General features: G+C 72.2%; 16 protein-coding genes, 1 pseudogene and 1 riboswitch. Of the genes and pseudogenes, 8 read left to right on the top strand and 9 right to left on the bottom strand.

Annotated elements, in window-relative coordinates:
* Positions 1 to 35 precede the first annotated feature (35 nt).
* Positions 36 to 791: a GntR family transcriptional regulator gene (locus tag ACQPZ4_RS23730; protein WP_433065136.1), complete on the top strand. Its 756-nt coding sequence runs from the start codon at positions 36 to 38 to the stop codon at positions 789 to 791.
* Here the strand turns inward: ACQPZ4_RS23730 and ACQPZ4_RS23725 are convergent.
* The 3 genes from ACQPZ4_RS23725 to ACQPZ4_RS23715 are packed head-to-tail and all read right to left on the bottom strand — an operon-like array spanning position 788 to position 3,811.
* Positions 788 to 1,612, bottom strand: coding sequence for a carbohydrate ABC transporter permease (locus ACQPZ4_RS23725; protein ID WP_433065133.1), 825 nt, complete (start codon positions 1,610 to 1,612; stop codon positions 788 to 790). The genes ACQPZ4_RS23730 and ACQPZ4_RS23725 overlap by 4 nt on opposite strands.
* Positions 1,609 to 2,541 carry a carbohydrate ABC transporter permease gene (locus ACQPZ4_RS23720; protein WP_433065130.1) on the bottom strand — a complete coding sequence of 311 codons (933 nt, stop codon included), beginning with the start codon at positions 2,539 to 2,541 and terminating at the stop codon, positions 1,609 to 1,611. Before ACQPZ4_RS23720 ends, ACQPZ4_RS23725 begins: the two co-directional genes overlap by 4 nt.
* Positions 2,542 to 2,545: 4 nt before the next feature.
* Positions 2,546 to 3,811, bottom strand: a complete 1,266-nt coding sequence (locus tag ACQPZ4_RS23715) for an extracellular solute-binding protein (RefSeq protein ID WP_433065127.1) — start codon at positions 3,809 to 3,811, stop codon at positions 2,546 to 2,548.
* A gap of 355 nt (positions 3,812 to 4,166) precedes the next feature.
* Here ACQPZ4_RS23715 and ACQPZ4_RS23710 point away from each other — a divergent pair.
* Positions 4,167 to 4,631: pseudogene (locus ACQPZ4_RS23710) on the top strand (IS1634 family transposase); the annotation flags it as partial.
* 211 nt (positions 4,632 to 4,842) lie between these two features.
* Here the strand turns inward: ACQPZ4_RS23710 and ACQPZ4_RS23705 are convergent.
* Positions 4,843 to 5,778, bottom strand: coding sequence for an amidohydrolase family protein (locus ACQPZ4_RS23705; RefSeq protein ID WP_433065124.1), 936 nt, complete (start codon positions 5,776 to 5,778; stop codon positions 4,843 to 4,845).
* Positions 5,775 to 6,737, bottom strand: coding sequence for an acetylxylan esterase (locus ACQPZ4_RS23700; protein WP_433065121.1), 963 nt, complete (start codon positions 6,735 to 6,737; stop codon positions 5,775 to 5,777). Before ACQPZ4_RS23700 ends, ACQPZ4_RS23705 begins: the two co-directional genes overlap by 4 nt.
* A gap of 107 nt (positions 6,738 to 6,844) precedes the next feature.
* Between ACQPZ4_RS23700 and ACQPZ4_RS23695 the strand changes: the two genes are divergently transcribed.
* The 6 genes from ACQPZ4_RS23695 to ACQPZ4_RS23670 all read left to right on the top strand — a co-directional run bounded on the left by ACQPZ4_RS23695 (position 6,845) and on the right by ACQPZ4_RS23670 (position 11,872).
* Complete coding sequence (locus ACQPZ4_RS23695) at positions 6,845 to 7,948, top strand: C45 family autoproteolytic acyltransferase/hydolase (RefSeq protein WP_433065119.1); 1,104 nt, start codon at positions 6,845 to 6,847, stop codon at positions 7,946 to 7,948.
* A 37-nt stretch (positions 7,949 to 7,985) separates the two neighbouring features.
* The gene (locus tag ACQPZ4_RS23690) at positions 7,986 to 8,663 is read left to right on the top strand and encodes a FadR/GntR family transcriptional regulator (RefSeq protein ID WP_433065116.1); all 678 of its coding nucleotides are present in this window, start codon (positions 7,986 to 7,988) and stop codon (positions 8,661 to 8,663) included.
* A gap of 110 nt (positions 8,664 to 8,773) precedes the next feature.
* Positions 8,774 to 8,891, top strand: a riboswitch (cobalamin riboswitch).
* Between the two features lie 47 nt (positions 8,892 to 8,938).
* Complete coding sequence (locus tag ACQPZ4_RS23685; RefSeq protein WP_433065114.1) at positions 8,939 to 9,160, top strand: CbtB domain-containing protein; 222 nt, start codon at positions 8,939 to 8,941, stop codon at positions 9,158 to 9,160.
* 13 nt (positions 9,161 to 9,173) lie between these two features.
* Positions 9,174 to 10,031 carry a CbtA family protein gene (locus tag ACQPZ4_RS23680; RefSeq protein ID WP_433065112.1) on the top strand — a complete coding sequence of 286 codons (858 nt, stop codon included), beginning with the start codon at positions 9,174 to 9,176 and terminating at the stop codon, positions 10,029 to 10,031.
* Between the two features lie 103 nt (positions 10,032 to 10,134).
* Positions 10,135 to 11,346 (top strand): helix-turn-helix domain-containing protein, encoded by a 1,212-nt coding sequence (locus ACQPZ4_RS23675; RefSeq protein WP_433065109.1) that lies wholly within the window; start codon positions 10,135 to 10,137, stop codon positions 11,344 to 11,346.
* A 124-nt stretch (positions 11,347 to 11,470) separates the two neighbouring features.
* On the top strand, positions 11,471 to 11,872 hold the full coding sequence (locus ACQPZ4_RS23670) for a hypothetical protein (protein ID WP_433065106.1): 402 nt from the start codon (positions 11,471 to 11,473) through the stop codon (positions 11,870 to 11,872).
* On the opposite strand, the gene ACQPZ4_RS23665 is transcribed toward ACQPZ4_RS23670, so the two are convergent.
* The 4 genes from ACQPZ4_RS23665 to ACQPZ4_RS23650 are packed head-to-tail and all read right to left on the bottom strand — an operon-like array spanning position 11,791 to position 15,117.
* Positions 11,791 to 12,642 (bottom strand): S41 family peptidase, encoded by an 852-nt coding sequence (locus ACQPZ4_RS23665; protein WP_433065103.1) that lies wholly within the window; start codon positions 12,640 to 12,642, stop codon positions 11,791 to 11,793. The two genes, ACQPZ4_RS23670 and ACQPZ4_RS23665, sit on opposite strands and share 82 nt — an antisense overlap.
* Positions 12,643 to 12,653: 11 nt before the next feature.
* Complete coding sequence (locus ACQPZ4_RS23660; protein ID WP_433065100.1) at positions 12,654 to 13,049, bottom strand: (R)-mandelonitrile lyase; 396 nt, start codon at positions 13,047 to 13,049, stop codon at positions 12,654 to 12,656.
* The gene (locus tag ACQPZ4_RS23655) at positions 13,046 to 14,086 is read right to left on the bottom strand and encodes an aldo/keto reductase (RefSeq protein WP_433065097.1); all 1,041 of its coding nucleotides are present in this window, start codon (positions 14,084 to 14,086) and stop codon (positions 13,046 to 13,048) included. The genes ACQPZ4_RS23660 and ACQPZ4_RS23655 overlap by 4 nt, the downstream gene beginning before the upstream one ends.
* Entirely contained in the window at positions 14,083 to 15,117 is a 1,035-nt protein-coding gene (locus ACQPZ4_RS23650) for a zinc-binding dehydrogenase (protein ID WP_433065095.1), read from the bottom strand. Before ACQPZ4_RS23650 ends, ACQPZ4_RS23655 begins: the two co-directional genes overlap by 4 nt.
* Positions 15,118 to 15,147: the final 30 nt, after the last annotated feature.

Raw genomic sequence — 15,147 nt, 5'->3', positions numbered from 1 at the left:
CGGGCGAGGACAGTCAAGGCATTAGGATGCTGCGCATGGTGAAGGCACTCGACCTGAAGGTCTCCCCGGCCCGGGTGGAGGGCCGCAACAACGCCGTCGAGGCCTACCGCGCGCTGCAGGAGGCGCTGACCGTCGGGCAGTTCCCGGCCGGCACGCGGCTGCCGGGCGAGCGCACCCTCGCCGCGGATCTGGGCGTCAGCCGGGCCACGCTGCGCGCGGTGCTCAGCGCCCTGGCGGAGGCCGGCCGGATCGTGCCGTCGCCGCAGCGCGGCTGGTTCGTGGCCGAGAACCGGCTCGTGCACGAGCCGAACCGGCTGCGCGGGCTCAGCGAGGTCGCCCGCGAGCGCGGCATGGAGGCCACCTCGCGGGTCATGAAGGCCACCGTCCGCCCGGCCACCCTGGCCGAGGCCGAGGTGCTGGGCATCGGCACCGACGCGCCGGTGGTCGACCTGCGCCGGGTCCGGCTCCTGGACGGCTCCCCGCTGAGCATCGACCAGTCGTGCCTCGACGCCGCGCGGGTGCCCGGCCTCGAGGACGTCGACTTCGCCGGGCTGTCGCTCTACGACGTGCTGCGCGACCGCTACGACATCGCGGCCAGCCGGTGCGACTACGAGCTGGCGGCGGAGGCGGTGAAGGCGCGCGAGGCCAAGCTGCTCGGCCTGGCGGCGGGCGATCCGGTGCTGGTGGGCTACCAGCGCACCTTCGACCAGCACGACCAGTGCTTCGACGTGGGCCGGCAGCTGTACCGCGGCGACTCGTACCGTTTCCAGGCCTCGCTCTTCCGTTTCTAACCCTTCATGGCGCCGGACGCCATGCCCTGCATCAGGCGCTTCTGCACGACCAGGAAGAAGATGACGACCGGGATCGTGAACACCACGCTCGCCGCCATCACGCCGCCCCAGTCGGTGTAGTAGCTGGAGAAGTACTGCTGCAGCGCGACCGGCAGCGTCTCGATGGCCGGCCGCTGCATGTACGTCGCCGAGAACATCAGCTCGTTCCACGAGGTGATGAACGCGTACACGGAGCTGGCCGCCAGCCCCGGCCAGGCGAGGGGGAACACGATCGACCAGACCGCCCGCAGCCGGCTCGCCCCGTCGACCAGTGCCGCCTCCTCCAGCTCGAACGGGATCTCCACCACGAACGAGCGCAGCATGAACGTGCACAGGCCGACGGTCAGGGCCAGGTGGCTCAGCGTCAGGCCCTGGAACGTGTTGAGCAGGCCGGCGTTGCGGAACAGCGTGAACAGCGGGATGACGAGGATGGTCTGCGGCAGCAGCTGCGTGACGAGGATGACGACGGTGAGGATGTGCCGGGTCCGCAGCCGGTACCGCGCCAGCGCATACCCCGCCAGCAGCGCGATGAGCCCGGTGAGCACCGTGGTGGCGATCGCCACGATGAGCGAGTTGCGGAACTGGGTGGGGATGTTGCCGTCGAGCAGGTGCGTGTACCGCTGCGCGGTCGGCGACGTGACGATGAACCGCGGGGTGCGGGTGAACAGCTCGCTGTCCGGCTTGATCGACGTGACCAGCATCCAGAAGAACGGGAACAGGGCGCTCACCACGATGACGGCGACGAGCAGGACCAGCGCGCCACGGCGCAGCAGCGACGTCATCGGACGTCCTCTCGGTTGAGCCGGACGTAGAGCACGCTGACCGCGCCCAGCATGAGGAACAGCACCACGGCCATCGCCGCGGCGGAGCCCTGGTCGAGCTGGGCGAACGCCTCCAGCCAGGTCAGCAGGGACAGCACCTCGGTCGAGTGGTCCGGGCCGCCGGGCGGGGTGGTCATGACCAGGAAGTGGTCGAACGACTGGTACGCCCAGATCGTCGAGATCGTGGTCATCACGACCAGCAGCGGCCGGATCATCGGCAGCCGGACGCGCCGCAGGATCTGCCACGCGCTCGCCCCGTCGACCCGGGCCGCCTCGACCACCTCGCCGTGCGTGCCGCGCAGGCCGGCGAACAGGGAGACGGCGACGAACGGTACCGAATGCCACACCACCGCCACCGTGATGGCCACCATCGCCGGGGTGCCGGTGCTGAACCACGAGTAGCCGTTGAACCGTTCGAGCCCGAACCAGTGCACGAGCAGCCAGTTGACCACCCCGTACTGGTCGTCGAACATCCACTTCCAGACGATGCCGGACGCGACCCGCGGCATGGCCCAGGGCAGCAGCACGATGACGCTGAGCACCTTGGCCGCGCGCGGGGCGGCGTCGAGCACCAGCGCGATGGCCAGGCTCAGCAGGATCGTGGTGACGACCACCGCGACCGCGAACACCGTCGTGCGCACGAGGGCGGCGACGTAGTTCGGGTCGGCGAAGATGTCACGGTAGTTCTGCACGCCGACGAACGGGCCGCTCTGCAGGTACTCGCCCTCGTGGAACGACAGCCAGATGGTGCGCACCACCGGGTAGCCGACCACCCCGGCCAGCACCGCGAGCAGCGGGGCCAGGAAGGCCCACGGCAGGAATCGTTTCTCGAAGCCTTGCAGCGCCCTCGGGGTGACCGAGGACGCTGCGCGGCGGTTCGTGGTCTTCACGTTCTCAACCAATTGCCTGGTTCACCTGGTCCGCGAGTTCCTTCATGGCGGCGTCGGCCGTCTTCTTGCCGCTCATGATCGATTGCATGGCGTTCACGATGGAGTTGGCCCCCTCGACCTTGCCCCAGCTCGCCACCGGCGGGATGGAGCGGGTGTGGTCGGCCTGGTCGGCGAAGGCCTTGAACAGCGGGGCGGAGAACGAGCCGGAGGCCTTCTCCTGGGCGAGCGCGTCGTTGGTCGCCGGCAGCAGCCCCAGGTTCGAGGTGACCGGCACCAGGTTCTCCTTGCTCATCGCGAACTTCACGAAGTCGTTCGCGACCGCCTTGTTGTTGCACTCGCGGAACACGGCGAGGTTGCTGCCGCCCGCGAACGTGTCGTTGTTGCCGCCCGGGCCCTTGGGCAGCACGGCCGTGCCGAGCTTGCCCTCCAGGTCGGGGCTCTGCTTGAGGATGGTGCGCAGGTCCCACGAGCCGCCGACCATCATCGCCGTCTGGCCCAGGCCCATCGACTTGTCGACGTCGGCCGCGGACCACGCCGAGGCGCCGGCCGGCGAGAGCTTGTCCTTGGTCAGCAGGTCCGAGTAGAACTGGAAGGCCTGCACGGACTGCGCGGAGCCGGCCTCGGAGACCCACTTGTCGCCGTTCTGCTTGGCGATCTCGCCGCCCCAGTTCCAGATCAGCGGCAGGTAGTACCAGTGCGCGCCGCCGATGATGCCGAAGCCGTTGACGCCCTGGTTCTTGCCCTGGATGGCGATGGCGTCCTCGCGCAGCTCGTCCCACGTGGCCGGGGCCGCGGACTTGCCGATCGCGGTGAGCATGTCCTTGCGGTAGATGAGGGCGCGCACGCCGGTGTCGTAGGGCACCGCGTAGGACTTGCCCTTGAAGATGGTCGACTCGATCATGCCCGGCACGTAGGTGCCGTTCATCGTCTTGGGGTCGGCGGCGTACACGTCGAGCGCGTTGAGCGCCGCGAACTCCGGGGTCCAGGTGTTGCCGATCAGCGCGACGCACGGCACGCTGCCGCCCGCGATCGAGGTGAGGTAGGTCTGGTGTGCGTCCTTGCCGAGGAACCGCAGGTTCACCTTGGTCCCCGGGTGGGCGGCGGCGTAGTCGTCCGCCAGCTTCTGCATGATCGGCTGCTGGGCGTCCCCGATGGGGTCGCCCATCCAGAAGTCGATGGTTCCCTTGATCTCGCCCGAACTGTTCGCCCCCGAGTCGTCCGACCCGCCACAGGCGGCGAGGGCGAGGACCCCGGCCAGCCCGATGGCCACGGCGACACGGCCGCGCCATAAGTTCCTTGCACGCATCGCTTTTCTCCTCTGCTGGGGACCGAAGACCGGCCAAGCGCGGGGTACGCGGGTGCCTCCGGACCTGTCCACCTGCCCGGCTGTCTGACAGCCCTATAGGTTGCCCCTCAGGGTGCACCGTGGCCGGTTGGACCGCAAGGGTCTCCGCTCGGTTCGTTACGAAGAATCCTTGCGCGCCGGTACCGCCGTTTGGTACACACGCGTGAGCAGTAGGTCCGGGATCGTGCTGGTCAGGGGCTTGGAAGGGGCGTTAGTTGTAGTAACACGACGCAGTATGTTGACCTTGCGCCGAGAGGTCAAGGATGGTTTGGTCGCAGGCATGTTCCTGCGGTTCACGTCGCGGACCAACGCCGACGGCGCGGTGGTGCGCTATGTCGCGCTGGCCCACAACCGGCGCGTGGACGGCCGGGTGAAGCCGGACGTGCTGATGAGCCTGGGCCGGGCCGACCAGGTCGACGTGGCCGCGCTGCACCGCCTCGCCGCGTCCATCGGCCGGCACTTCGGCCTGCCCTCGGCGGAGGTCGTGGACGTGCGCGCCATCGGCGCCACCTGGCTGCTCGACGGGTTGTGGCACCGGCTCGGCGCGGGCGCGGCGGTGCGCACCGCGGTCGGCGCGCGGCGCTTCACGGCCGGGCTGGAACGGGTGTCGTTCGCGCTGGTCGCGCACCGGGCGGTGGCCCCGCGCGGCGGAGGGACGGCGGCGGAATGGGTGCGCACGGAGGCCGCGGTCCCTGGGCTATCCACAGTGGACGATGTACAGGCCCGCCGGGTGTCGGATCTCCTCGCGGACGACCTGATCGGATCGCTGGCCGGGCGGCTGACCCGCACGGCCGAGCGCGGTTGCGGGGAGGACTGGCCGGCCATCAGCCGGCGGCTCGGGCGGGTGGCCCAGGTGACGCTGACCGGACCGGCCGGCACCGTCACCCAGACCACGCCGCTCTGCCCCGAGCAGGCGGCCGTCTACCGGGCCCTGGACATCGCGCCGCCGCCCCGGATCACAGCCCCAGTACCGCGCGGGCGTTCCCGCTGAGGACGGCCTCGCGCCGCGGGGTGTCGCCCAGGTACGCGCGCAGCAGCTCGTACCGTTCCGCCACCTCGTCCAGCGAGGAGAACGGGAAGTCGGTGCCCAGCACGATCCGCGAGTCGTCGAGGTAGGTCAGCAGCGCGCCGAGGTCGGCCGCGGTGTGCGACAGGGCGGTGTCGTACCCGAACGCCGCCAGCGCCTCCAGCACGCCGCCCTGCTCGACCACGGCCGCCAGCTGCGGCATGCCCTCGGCCAGGGCCATCCGCGGCGCGACGACCGGCATCGCCCCGCCGCAGTGCGAGAAGACCCAGCGGATCCGCGGGAAGCGCCGCGGCACGTCGGTGAGCAACAGGTTGGTGATGAGCCGGGTCGAGTCGAACAGGTACTCCAGCACCGACGGCCGCAGCGGGATCTCGCCCTCCGGCCACCACGCGGGCAGCACCGGGTGGACGTGGACGAACGCGCCCCGCTCGTTCAGGATCTCCAGGAGCGCGTCGAACTTGGAATGCCCGACGTACGCGCCGGAGTAGCTCGTGAGCAGCCCGACGCCGGAGAACTCGGGCCGGTCGTAGACCCGCTCGACCTCCGCGAGGGCGGCCTCGACCGACGGCAGCGGCAGGCAGGCGACCGCCGTGAACCGCCCGCCGCCGTCCCGGACCACCTCGGTCAGCTCGTCGTTGGTGTCCCGGCACAGCTGCGTCGTGAACGCCTGGTCGCCGAACCAGAACCCGGGCGAGGCGACCGACAGCACGGCCAGGTCGATGCCGAGCCGCTCCATCATCGCGAGCGAGTCCGCCGGTTCCCACACCGGGAACGGCGCGCCCGGCTGCGCCTGGATGCCCAGCGCCGTCAGCCGGCGGACGTAGGAGGCCAGGGGCGCGTGGTGGTGGAAGTCGACGATCGTCATGACACCAGCTCTCGTACGGCGCGGATGGTGCGCAAGAGGTCCTCGGGCCCGCCCGCCTCGTGGCCGTTGTACTGCCAGACGGTCATGTCTTTCGGCCCGGCGTAGGCATTGTAGGCGGCGAACACGGTCGAGGGCGGGCTCACGACGTCGTGCAGCGCGACGCAGAACCGGCCCGGACAGGTGGCCCGGCGGGCGAAGGCGACGGCGTCGAAGTAGGCGAGGGTCGCGAAGGCGTCGTCGGCCGAGCCGCGGTGGGCGGCCAGCCACTTGACGAGTTCCCCGTGCGGGCTGTGGTCCGTCACCTCCAGCGCGCGCCGGAACGCGGACAGGAACGGCACGTGCGGCATCGCCAGCCGGACGTCGTCCCGCAGGCCGGCCGCCACGAGCGCGAGGGCCCCGCCCTGGCTGCGCCCGGTGACCGCGATCCGGCCGCCCGCCACGGCCTCGTGGCCCGCCACGGCGTCGACGAACCGGTACGCGTCGGTGTAGAGCCGGCGGTAGTAGTACCGCTCGGGGTCGAGCAGGTCGCGGGTCATGAAGCCCGGCGCGGACGGACCGGCGCCGTGCGGGTCCGCGGTGTGCCCGGCCCGCCCCGAGCTGCCCTGGCCGCGGGAGTCCATGACGGCGTGGGCGAACCCGGCGCTGGCGTAGGCGAGGGACTCGATCGGGTGCCCGCGGCCGCTGCCGTAGCCGAGGTACTCCACCACGAGCGGCAGCGGGCCGGTGCGCTCGCGCGGGAGCAGCAGCCATCCGCGCACCTCGTCGCCGGCGTAGCCGCGGAAGCTCAGGTCGTACACGTCGAGGGTGGTGATGCAAGCGTCCACGGGTTCGAACCGCGGCTCGAGGGGGTGGCCGGCCTGCTCGCGCAGGGTCCGGCTCCAGAAGGCGTCGAAGTCCGCCGGCTCGGGATGCGGGTACTCGTACCGCTCCAGTTGCCCGAGGGGAAGGTCCACCCGCATCCGCACCACTCCTGTCCGACAGCCCGACAGGAGTCTAACAACTTGTCATGCAACCTGATAGCCTGCCAGGCGGGCAATGCCAGGCGCGAGGAAGTGGAGGTGCGGGCATGGCGCGGTACGACATCGTGACCGTCTCCGGTGACCCCGAGGAGCGGGGCTACCGGTACGGGCTCGCCGCGAGAACCCGGATCGAGCACGCGCTGCGGACCTACGCCGGCGTCTTCCGGCACTACGCCGGGTGGGACTGGGCCACCGTGCAGCGGCACGGGTTGCGCTTCGCCGCCCCCATCGAGGACTTCTCCCCCGCCTCCGCGCGGGAGATCCGGGGCATCGCCCGCGGCGCCGGCGTCGAGGTGGCCGACATCCTGGCCCTCAACACCCGCAGCGAGATCATGTTCGCCGCACCGGGACGGGCCCGGGCCGTCGCCTCCACCGAGTGCACGTCGTTCGCGCTCACCCCGGAGCGCACCACGACCCGGACCCCGCTGATGGGGCAGAACTGGGACTGGATCGAAGGAGCCAGAAACACCGCTCTGGTACTGCGTGTGCTCCGCGACGACGGCCCGGACTTCGTCACCGTGGTCGAGGCCGGCATGCTCGCGAAGGTCGGCGTGAACTCCAGCGGCGTCGGCCTGTGCACCAACACCCTCATCTCGGACGGCGACGAGGGCCGGTTCGGCGTGCCGTACCACGTGCTGCTGCGCTCGGTCCTCGACAGCGACGGCGGCGCCGAGGCGGTGCGGCGGATCCAGTCCGCGTCCCGGGCCAACTCGGCCAACTACCTCATCGCCGACACCACCGGCTTCTGCGCCGACCTGGAGACCGGCCCCGGCGACGGCCCGTGCGGCGTCATCGCACCGGAGGGCGGCGCGGTCACCCACGCCAACCACTTCCTGGTCGACGGGCTCACCGGCGTGGACAAGTACCTGGAGCGCAAGGCGCACACCCGCAACCGGCTGCACCACCTGACCGAGCGGGTCCGCGAGCACGACACGCACACGGTGGCGAGCCTGCAGGCGGCGCTGGCCGACCACGCCGACGCCCCGTTCAGCGTGTGCCAGCACCCGGACGCGGCCCAGCCGGACGCCGAGCGCACCTGCACCATCGCCGGGGTCGTGCTGGACCTCGCCGATCGCTCGATGGTCCTCGCGGCCGGCAGCCCGTGCGAGTCGGCGTGGTCGGAACCGGTGCGCGTCGATGCCTCGTTCTGACCGACCGCCTGCCCGACAGGCTGTTAACCTGGCAGCCGTGAAGGTTGTCCCCGTCGCGCAGCGCACCGCCGCGGAACACGTGCGATCGCAACTCATCGAACTCATCGAGTCCGGCGAGTTCGCGGTGGGCCAGCGCCTGCCCTCCGAGGCCGAGCTGGCCAAGTCGTTCGAAGTGAGCCGCTCGGTGATCCGCGAGGCGCTGCAGAGCGTGAGCGCGCTCGGCCTCACCCGCTCCTACGCCGGCAAGGGCACCTTCGTCGACGCCCAGTTCGCACCGTCACAGCTGCTGACCGGGCAGTACCTGCCGCGCGACCTGCACGAGGTGCGCCGCACCCTCGAGGTGCCGCTGGCCGCCCTCGCCGCCGAGCGCCGCTCCCGGACCGACCTCAAGACGATGACCGCGCTGCTGGTGCGCTTCCGCGAGGAGCAGGACCCCACGATCCGGGTCGGCATCGACGCCGATTTCCACGTGGCCATCGCCACCGCGACCGCCAACCCGCTGTTCCCCCGGCTGGTCTCGGAGCTGCGCTCGGTCCTGCAGGAACAGGCGATCGCGGCGGCGGCCGTCTCGGGGCGGGCGGTGCAGGCGGCCGACGAGCACGACGCGATCCTGGCCGCGATCTCCAAGCGCGACGCCGAGGGCGCGGCCCAGGCCATGCGGCTGCACCTGGCCGCCGTCGAGGACACCGTGACCGCGCCGAGCCGACGCCGGTAGCTCGGACGTCATGCGGCGGGTCCCCCTTCGCGGCGAATTGCTACCGTTTGGCGGCTACCCGAGCGCCGGGTGAGGAAACAAACACGCCGGGCAATGTCGATCACGTTTGACGTGGTACCGCCGCTGGTCGTAGCGTCAGCGCGAATGATGGTGACAGGAAGCCGGTGCAAGTCCGGCACGGTCGCGCCACTGTGAGCCGGGAGACCGGCGAGTCAGACCCTCCGCCGTCAGCCGCCACTACAAGAGGGACGCCCGATCCCTGAAGGAGGCTCCACGTGAGCGTGTCTTCGTCGTCCAACCCCGCCGCGGTCGCGACGCCGGTCGTCATCCCGCTGTCCCGCTCGCTGGTCTGGCTCGTCGGCACCGCCGCACTGGCCGCGCTGCTCTACTACTTCATCGGCATCGACCAGGGCGCCGTGTCGGTCTTCGGCAGCGACACCCACGTGCACGAGTTCGTGCACGACGGCCGCCACTTCCTCGGCTTCCCCTGCCACTGAGCGGGAGGCTGACATGGAGAAGCGCATCATCCTCCGCGGCGCCCTCGCCGGCGCCGCGGCCGGGCTCGTCGCGTTCGTCTTCGCCCGCATCTTCGCCGAGCCGCTGATCCAGCAGGCCATCGACTACGAGGGCGGCCGCGGCTCGGCCCAGGCGGCCCTGGACCGGGCGGCCGGCCTGGCCACCGACGACCACGAGCACGAGCTGTTCAGCCGCGCCGTGCAGGGCAACCTCGGCATCGGCCTCGGCATGGTCCTGTTCGGCCTGGCCATGGGCGCCCTGTTCGCCGTCGCCTACATGATCTGCCTGGGCCGCGTCGGCAACCTGCGCCCGCGCACCCTGGCCCTGCTGCTGGCCGGCGCCGGGTTCCTGACGCTGTACTTCGTGCCCTTCCTCAAGTACCCCGCCAGCCCGCCGGCGGTCGGTCACGAGGAGACCATCGGCCAGCGCAGCGCGTACTACCTCATCATGGTCCTGGCCTCGGTCCTGTTCCTGATCCTGGCCGTCATCCTGGGCCAGCGCCTCAAGCCCCGCTTCGGCACCTGGAACGCGACGCTGCTCGCCGCGGCCGCCTTCGTCGTGGTGACCGGCGTGCTCATGGCCCTGCTGCCATCCTTCGGCGAGCTGTCCACCAACGTCGCCGAGTACGGCAAGCACGCCACCGAGACCCCGCTCCCCCTGCGCAACGAGGCCGGCGACATCATCTACCCCGGCTTCGACGCCGACCTGCTCTACGACTTCCGGGTCTACTCCCTGGCGGCGCAGGGCCTGCTATGGGCGGTCATCGGCCTGATCTTCGCCCCGCTGGCCGAGCGCCTGCTGGGCAACCGCCCGATCCGCGTCGAACCCGCCGCGGAGAAGGCCGCCGCCTGACGCACGCCAGGACCGCGGTCGGCCGGGCAACCCCGGCCGATCGCGTCCGGCGGTACGATCGACGCGACGTGCGTCAAGAGGGCCACTTCCGCGGGAGGCACCCGTGCAGGCACAGCCCGATCTCTCCGTCGGCGAAAAGCTCAAGTTCCACCGGCAGCGCGCCGGCAAGTCCCGGACGGTCGTCGCCGGGCTCGTCGGGCGCTCCGCCGAATGGGTCAAGGCCGTCGAGACCGGCCGCCTCCTGCCGCCCCGCCTGTCGATGCTGAACCGCCTCGCGACCGCCGTGAACGTCACCGTCGCCGAACTGCTCGACGACGCCGACGCTCCCGGCGAGGTGCTCACCGGGCCGGGGCACGCCGGTCTGCCCGCCGTCCGCGACGCGATGAACTCCTTCGCCACGCCGGACGCCCCGGCGCCGCCGCTGGAGCATCTCGCGGCGCGCCTCGCGACGGCCTGGCGGGCCCGGCACGGCTCCCCCGACCACCGCACGGTGCTCGCCGGGCTGCTCCCAGGTCTGCTGCGCGACACGCAGCACGCGGCCCGTGCGCTCGGCGGCGAGGAGCGGCGCCGGGCCCTGGCGCTGCTGGCCGAGGTCCATGTGCTGGCCCAGATGTACCTGGCGTACCAGCTCCCGGCGGCCGACCTGCTCTGGCGCTCCGCCGACCGGGCGATGGTCGCGGCCCAGGAATCGGGCGACCCGCGCGCCATCGCCGGCGCCACGTGGGCCCACGCGCAGGCACACCGCGACACGGGCGACTGGGACGCCGCCATGCGGGTCAACCTGGAGGGCCTCGACCTGGTCGAGCACCACCTGGACGACGCGGACGACGAGCTGCTGTCGCTCTACGGCGCCCTGCGGTTCGAGGCGGCCTTCACCGCTGCCCGCAGCGGCGAGTCGGGCACCGCCCTGCGCTACCTCGCCGAGGCCGGGCGGGTCGCCGAGCAGCTGCCGCCGTCGCACTACCAGCCGTGGACCTCGTTCTCCCGGATCATCATGGGCGCGCACGCGGTGACCGTCGCCGTCGAACTGCGCCAGCCCGGCGAGGCCCTCCGCGCGGCTCGCCGGACCCCGGCCGAGTCGATCCCGTCCCGCCCGCGCCGCGCCCGGCACCTGGTCGAGGTCGCCCGCGGCCACCACCTGCGCCGGGACCAGGAGAGCACGGTCGCGACCCTCGCCGAGGCGTTCGCGGCCGCGCCGGAGACCGCCCGCTTCAACGGCTACGCCCGCCGGATGACCCTCGACCTGCTCGAGGGTCCGCCACAGGTCCGGCCCGCCGCCCGGCGACTGGCCGCGAACCTGGGCCTGCCGGCGTAGGGGTACAAACCGTACCTCGCCTCGCCTCCCCCACGGCCCAAGGTGGCCCGTGGGCATGCCGCCGGCCCGGACTGCGAGCCGCCGGCGGCAGGCCCCTCCACAGCCGGGAGGGAGACGAGGCAGCGTGAACGAGCACTTCTGGTGGTGCGGCTACTGCACCGCCTACGGCCATGACGCCGACGGATATCACCGCTCGTCGCCGGTCGTGATCACGACCGACGATCCGCACGTGCAGCTCTACGTGCACAAGGGCGCCGACGCCGACGGAACGGACGAGTACGTCGAGATCGCCGCGCTGGACTGCCGGACGACCGGTCAGCCCTGGCATCTGCGCGAGCCGATCCGCGCGCTGTACCTGCCGCGCGCGACGGCCGACGCCGTGTGGCGCGCGGTCCAGGCGTTCGTGCTGCCCGCCGGCGCCGATCGATCCGGCGCGCAGCCCGTTCATGCCGCGGCGAGCCAGGCGGCCGCGGCCGTCAGTGGATCGGCGCCGCCGGGATCGTCGACCGGGAGTGGACCCCGGTAGACGGTGCGGCGGTGGTCGGCGAACCAGGCCACCGTGAGGTACAGCCGGGCCCCGTCACGCAGGCGATGGGTCTCGTTCGCGCTGGTGAAGCCCTCCGTCGGGGCCCCGAACACGCGCACGTCCGGCCGCCCGCGCAGCGCCACCGCCACGGCCTCGCCGGAGCTTGCGGTCTTCCCGTCGGTGAGCACCGCCAGCGGCCGCCCGGGCGTGCGGACCGGTGGGCGCTGGGCGCGCGCCAGCTCGCGGCCCGCGAGCCTGATCCGTCCCGCGTCGAGGGTCCAGGCCTGCTCGGCGCCGCCCGGCGGCACGAAGTAGCCCAGCACGCCCTCGGGCAACAGCGGCGCGAGCACGGCCAGCATCGGCCACATGTTGCCGCCGCGGTTGCCGCGCAGATCCACGATCCACCCGGTGGGTGCGGCCGCGGCCAGGTCACGCACGAGCGAAGAGCCGATCCTCTTGTACTCCTTGTGCCCGCTGCCCGGCAACCGCACCCACGCGACGGTGCCGTCGACGAGCCCGCCGGCCGGCGGTTGCGGGTCGGGCATCGTCGATGGCCGGCCGGGCGCCCGCAGCCCGCTGTGCGCCCCGCCCGCGCGGCGCAGCACCTCGGACAGCACCGCGTGGGTGTCGGCGAAGGTGCGGGCGCCGGCACAGCGGGAAGCGGCGTCGGCGCGCACGGCCGGCCAGTCCAGCTCGGCCCGGAACAGCGCACTTGACTCCATCAGGTCGAGGGCGTGCGTCAGGTACCGCCGGACCCGCCACGTCCTCATGCCGGTTGATGTTATCGCGCGGTGTACTCCTCGTCGGTCACCTGCTCCAGCCAGTCCACCGCCCGCCCGCCGTGCATCCCGCTCAGCGCCAGGTGGGTCATCGCCGTCCCGGGCGCGGCGCCGTGCCAGTGCCGGACCCCCGGCGGGCACCAGACCACGTCGCCGGCCCGGATCTCCTCGACCGGACCGCCCTCCCGCTGCGTGCGGCCGACGCCGTCGGTCACGACGAGCCGCTGCCCGGCCGGATGGGTGTGCCAGGCCGAGCGCGCGCCGGGCTGGAAGGTGACATAGGCCCCGGTGTACTGCGCCGCCGGTTCCGCCCCGAACAGCGGCTGCACCAGCACCTCCCCGGTGAAGTTCTCCGCCGGGCCCCGGCTGGACGGCTGCGAGCCGCCGCGGGTGATCAACGGTCCGCCCCGGTCGGCAGCGGGGCCTCGCGGTTGGTCATGGCGTCCTGGGCGGCGGGGTACCGCGCCCCGACGATCTGGATCTGGTCCGCCGCGGCGCGCAGCTCGGCCAGCTGCTCCTCGCTGAGCTCCACGTCCGCGGCGCCGGTGTTCTCCGCCATCCGCTGCGGGTTCTTGGTGCCCGGGATGGGCACGATCGACGGTCCCTGGCCGAGCAGCCACGCGAGGGCCAGCTGGGCCGGCGTGGCCCCGGTGTCGGCGGCGATCCGCTTGAGCAGGTCGACCAGCGCCAGGTTGGCCGCGAGCGCCTCACCCTGGAAGCGCGGCGTCTGGCCGCGGAAGTCGCTGTCGGCGAAGGTCGTCGTGGCGTCGATCGCGCCGGTCAGGAACCCCTTGCCGAGCGGGCTATACGGCACCAGCCCGATCCCCAGCTCCGCCAGCACCGGAATCGTGTCCTGCTCGCGGTCGCGCCACCACATCGAGTACTCGCTCTGCACCGCCGCCACCGGCTGCACCGCGTGCGCCCGCCTGATGGTGCCGGCGGCCGCCTCGGACAGCCCGAAGTGCAGGACCTTCCCGGCTTCGATGAGCTCCCGGACGGTACCGGCGACGTCTTCAATAGGCACCTCGGGATCGACCCGGTGCTGGTAGTAGAGGTCGATCCGGTCCGTGCGCAGCCGGCGCAGCGAGTGCTCGACCGCCCGCCGGATGCTCTCCGGACGGCTGCACAGGCCGCCGGGCTCCACCCCGTTCTCGGCGAAGGCGAACCCGAACTTGGTGGCGATCCTCACCCGGTCCCGCACCGGCTCGAGCGCCTCGCCGGCGATGTCCTCGTTGGCGAACGGGCCGTACACCTCGGCGGTATCGAACAACGTCACCCCGAGCTCCACGGCCTGGCGGATCAGCGCGACCGCGTCCTCCCGCGCGGCCCCCCCGCGCTGCCCGTAGGCCCCGGTGAGACTCATGCACCCGTAGCCGATCTCCGACACGTTCAACCCGTCGCCGAGCATGCGTTCCTGCACTGTGGTCCCCTTCACGGTTGGATCATCACTTTGAGCGCGGACCGGTCGGCCATCGCGCGGTACCCGTCGGGAACCTCGCTGAGGCCGACGGTCCGGTCGAAGACCTTGCCCGGCTCGCAGCGGCCCTCGAGCACGTCGGGCAGAAGCTCGTCGATGTACGCCCGAGCCGGCGCCACGCCGCCGGTCAGCGTGACGTTGCGGAAGAACACGCCGAAGTCGAACGGCACCTCCGGGTACTGCGGCGCGCCGACCCGGCTGATCACGCCGCCGTCGCGGACCACGCCCAGGGCGGTCTCGATCGCCGGGCGCAGCCCCACGCATTCCAGGACGGTGTGGGTGCCGTCGCCGCCGGTCAGGTCGCGGACGTGCGCGATGCCCTCCTCGCCGCGCGCGGCGACGATGTCGGTGGCGCCGAACTCGCGGCCGAGGTCCGTGCGGTCCTTGTGCCGCCCCATGAGGATGATCCGCTCGGCGCCGAGGCGCTTCGCCGCGAGCACCGCGGACAGCCCGACCGCGCCGTCGCCGATGACGGTGACCGTGGTCCGCGGACCGACCCCGGCCCGGACCGCGCTGTGGTGCCCGGTGGGAAACACGTCGGACAGCGCGAGCAGCGACGGCAGCAGGGCCGGGTCCGCGGCGGCGGGCAGTTTGACGAGCGTTCCCTGCGCCTGTGGTACCCGTACCGCCTCGCCCTGGCCGCCGTCGATCCCGTCGCGCGCCCACGAGCCGCCGTGCCGGCAGGAGGTGTGCAGTCCCTCCCGGCAGAAGTCGCAGGTGTTGTCGGCCCACACGAACGGGGCCACGACCAGGTCGCCGCGGCGCAGGCCGGACACGTCGGCGCCGAGTTCCTCGACCACGCCGAGGAACTCGTGGCCGATCCGGTCGCCCTGCGCGGAGGCCGGCCGCGAGCCGTACGGCCACAGGTCGCTGCCGCAGATGCACGAGCGCACCACACGGACCAGCGCATCGGTCGGCTCCCGCAGCACCGGGTCCGGCACGTCCTCCACCCGGACGTCACCCGCTCCGTAGATCAGCGTTGCCCGCACAGTCTTCTCCTCCGAATTGTCCGGTTCGAC

It is taken from the genome of Dactylosporangium sp. CS-033363, from assembly GCF_050942475.1.
Lineage (GTDB): Bacteria > Actinomycetota > Actinomycetes > Mycobacteriales > Micromonosporaceae > Dactylosporangium.
The sequence above is the reverse complement of the archived record's forward strand: the minus strand, read 5'-3'. Positions and strand labels throughout refer to the sequence as shown.

Excerpts from the sequence above, each read along its gene's own strand:
- ACQPZ4_RS23695 (WP_433065119.1), top strand. The coding sequence starts at position 6,845 with ATGGCGCGGTACGACATCGTGACCGTCTCCGGTGACCCCGAGGAGCGG.
- ACQPZ4_RS23680 (WP_433065112.1), top strand. The coding sequence starts at position 9,174 with ATGGAGAAGCGCATCATCCTCCGCGGCGCCCTCGCCGGCGCCGCGGCC.
- ACQPZ4_RS23705 (WP_433065124.1), bottom strand. The coding sequence starts at position 5,778 with ATGACGATCGTCGACTTCCACCACCACGCGCCCCTGGCCTCCTACGTC.
- ACQPZ4_RS23730 (WP_433065136.1), top strand. The coding sequence starts at position 36 with ATGGTGAAGGCACTCGACCTGAAGGTCTCCCCGGCCCGGGTGGAGGGC.
- ACQPZ4_RS23700 (WP_433065121.1), bottom strand. The coding sequence starts at position 6,737 with ATGCGGGTGGACCTTCCCCTCGGGCAACTGGAGCGGTACGAGTACCCG.
- ACQPZ4_RS23725 (WP_433065133.1), bottom strand. The coding sequence starts at position 1,612 with ATGACGTCGCTGCTGCGCCGTGGCGCGCTGGTCCTGCTCGTCGCCGTC.
- ACQPZ4_RS23665 (WP_433065103.1), bottom strand. The coding sequence starts at position 12,642 with ATGAGGACGTGGCGGGTCCGGCGGTACCTGACGCACGCCCTCGACCTG.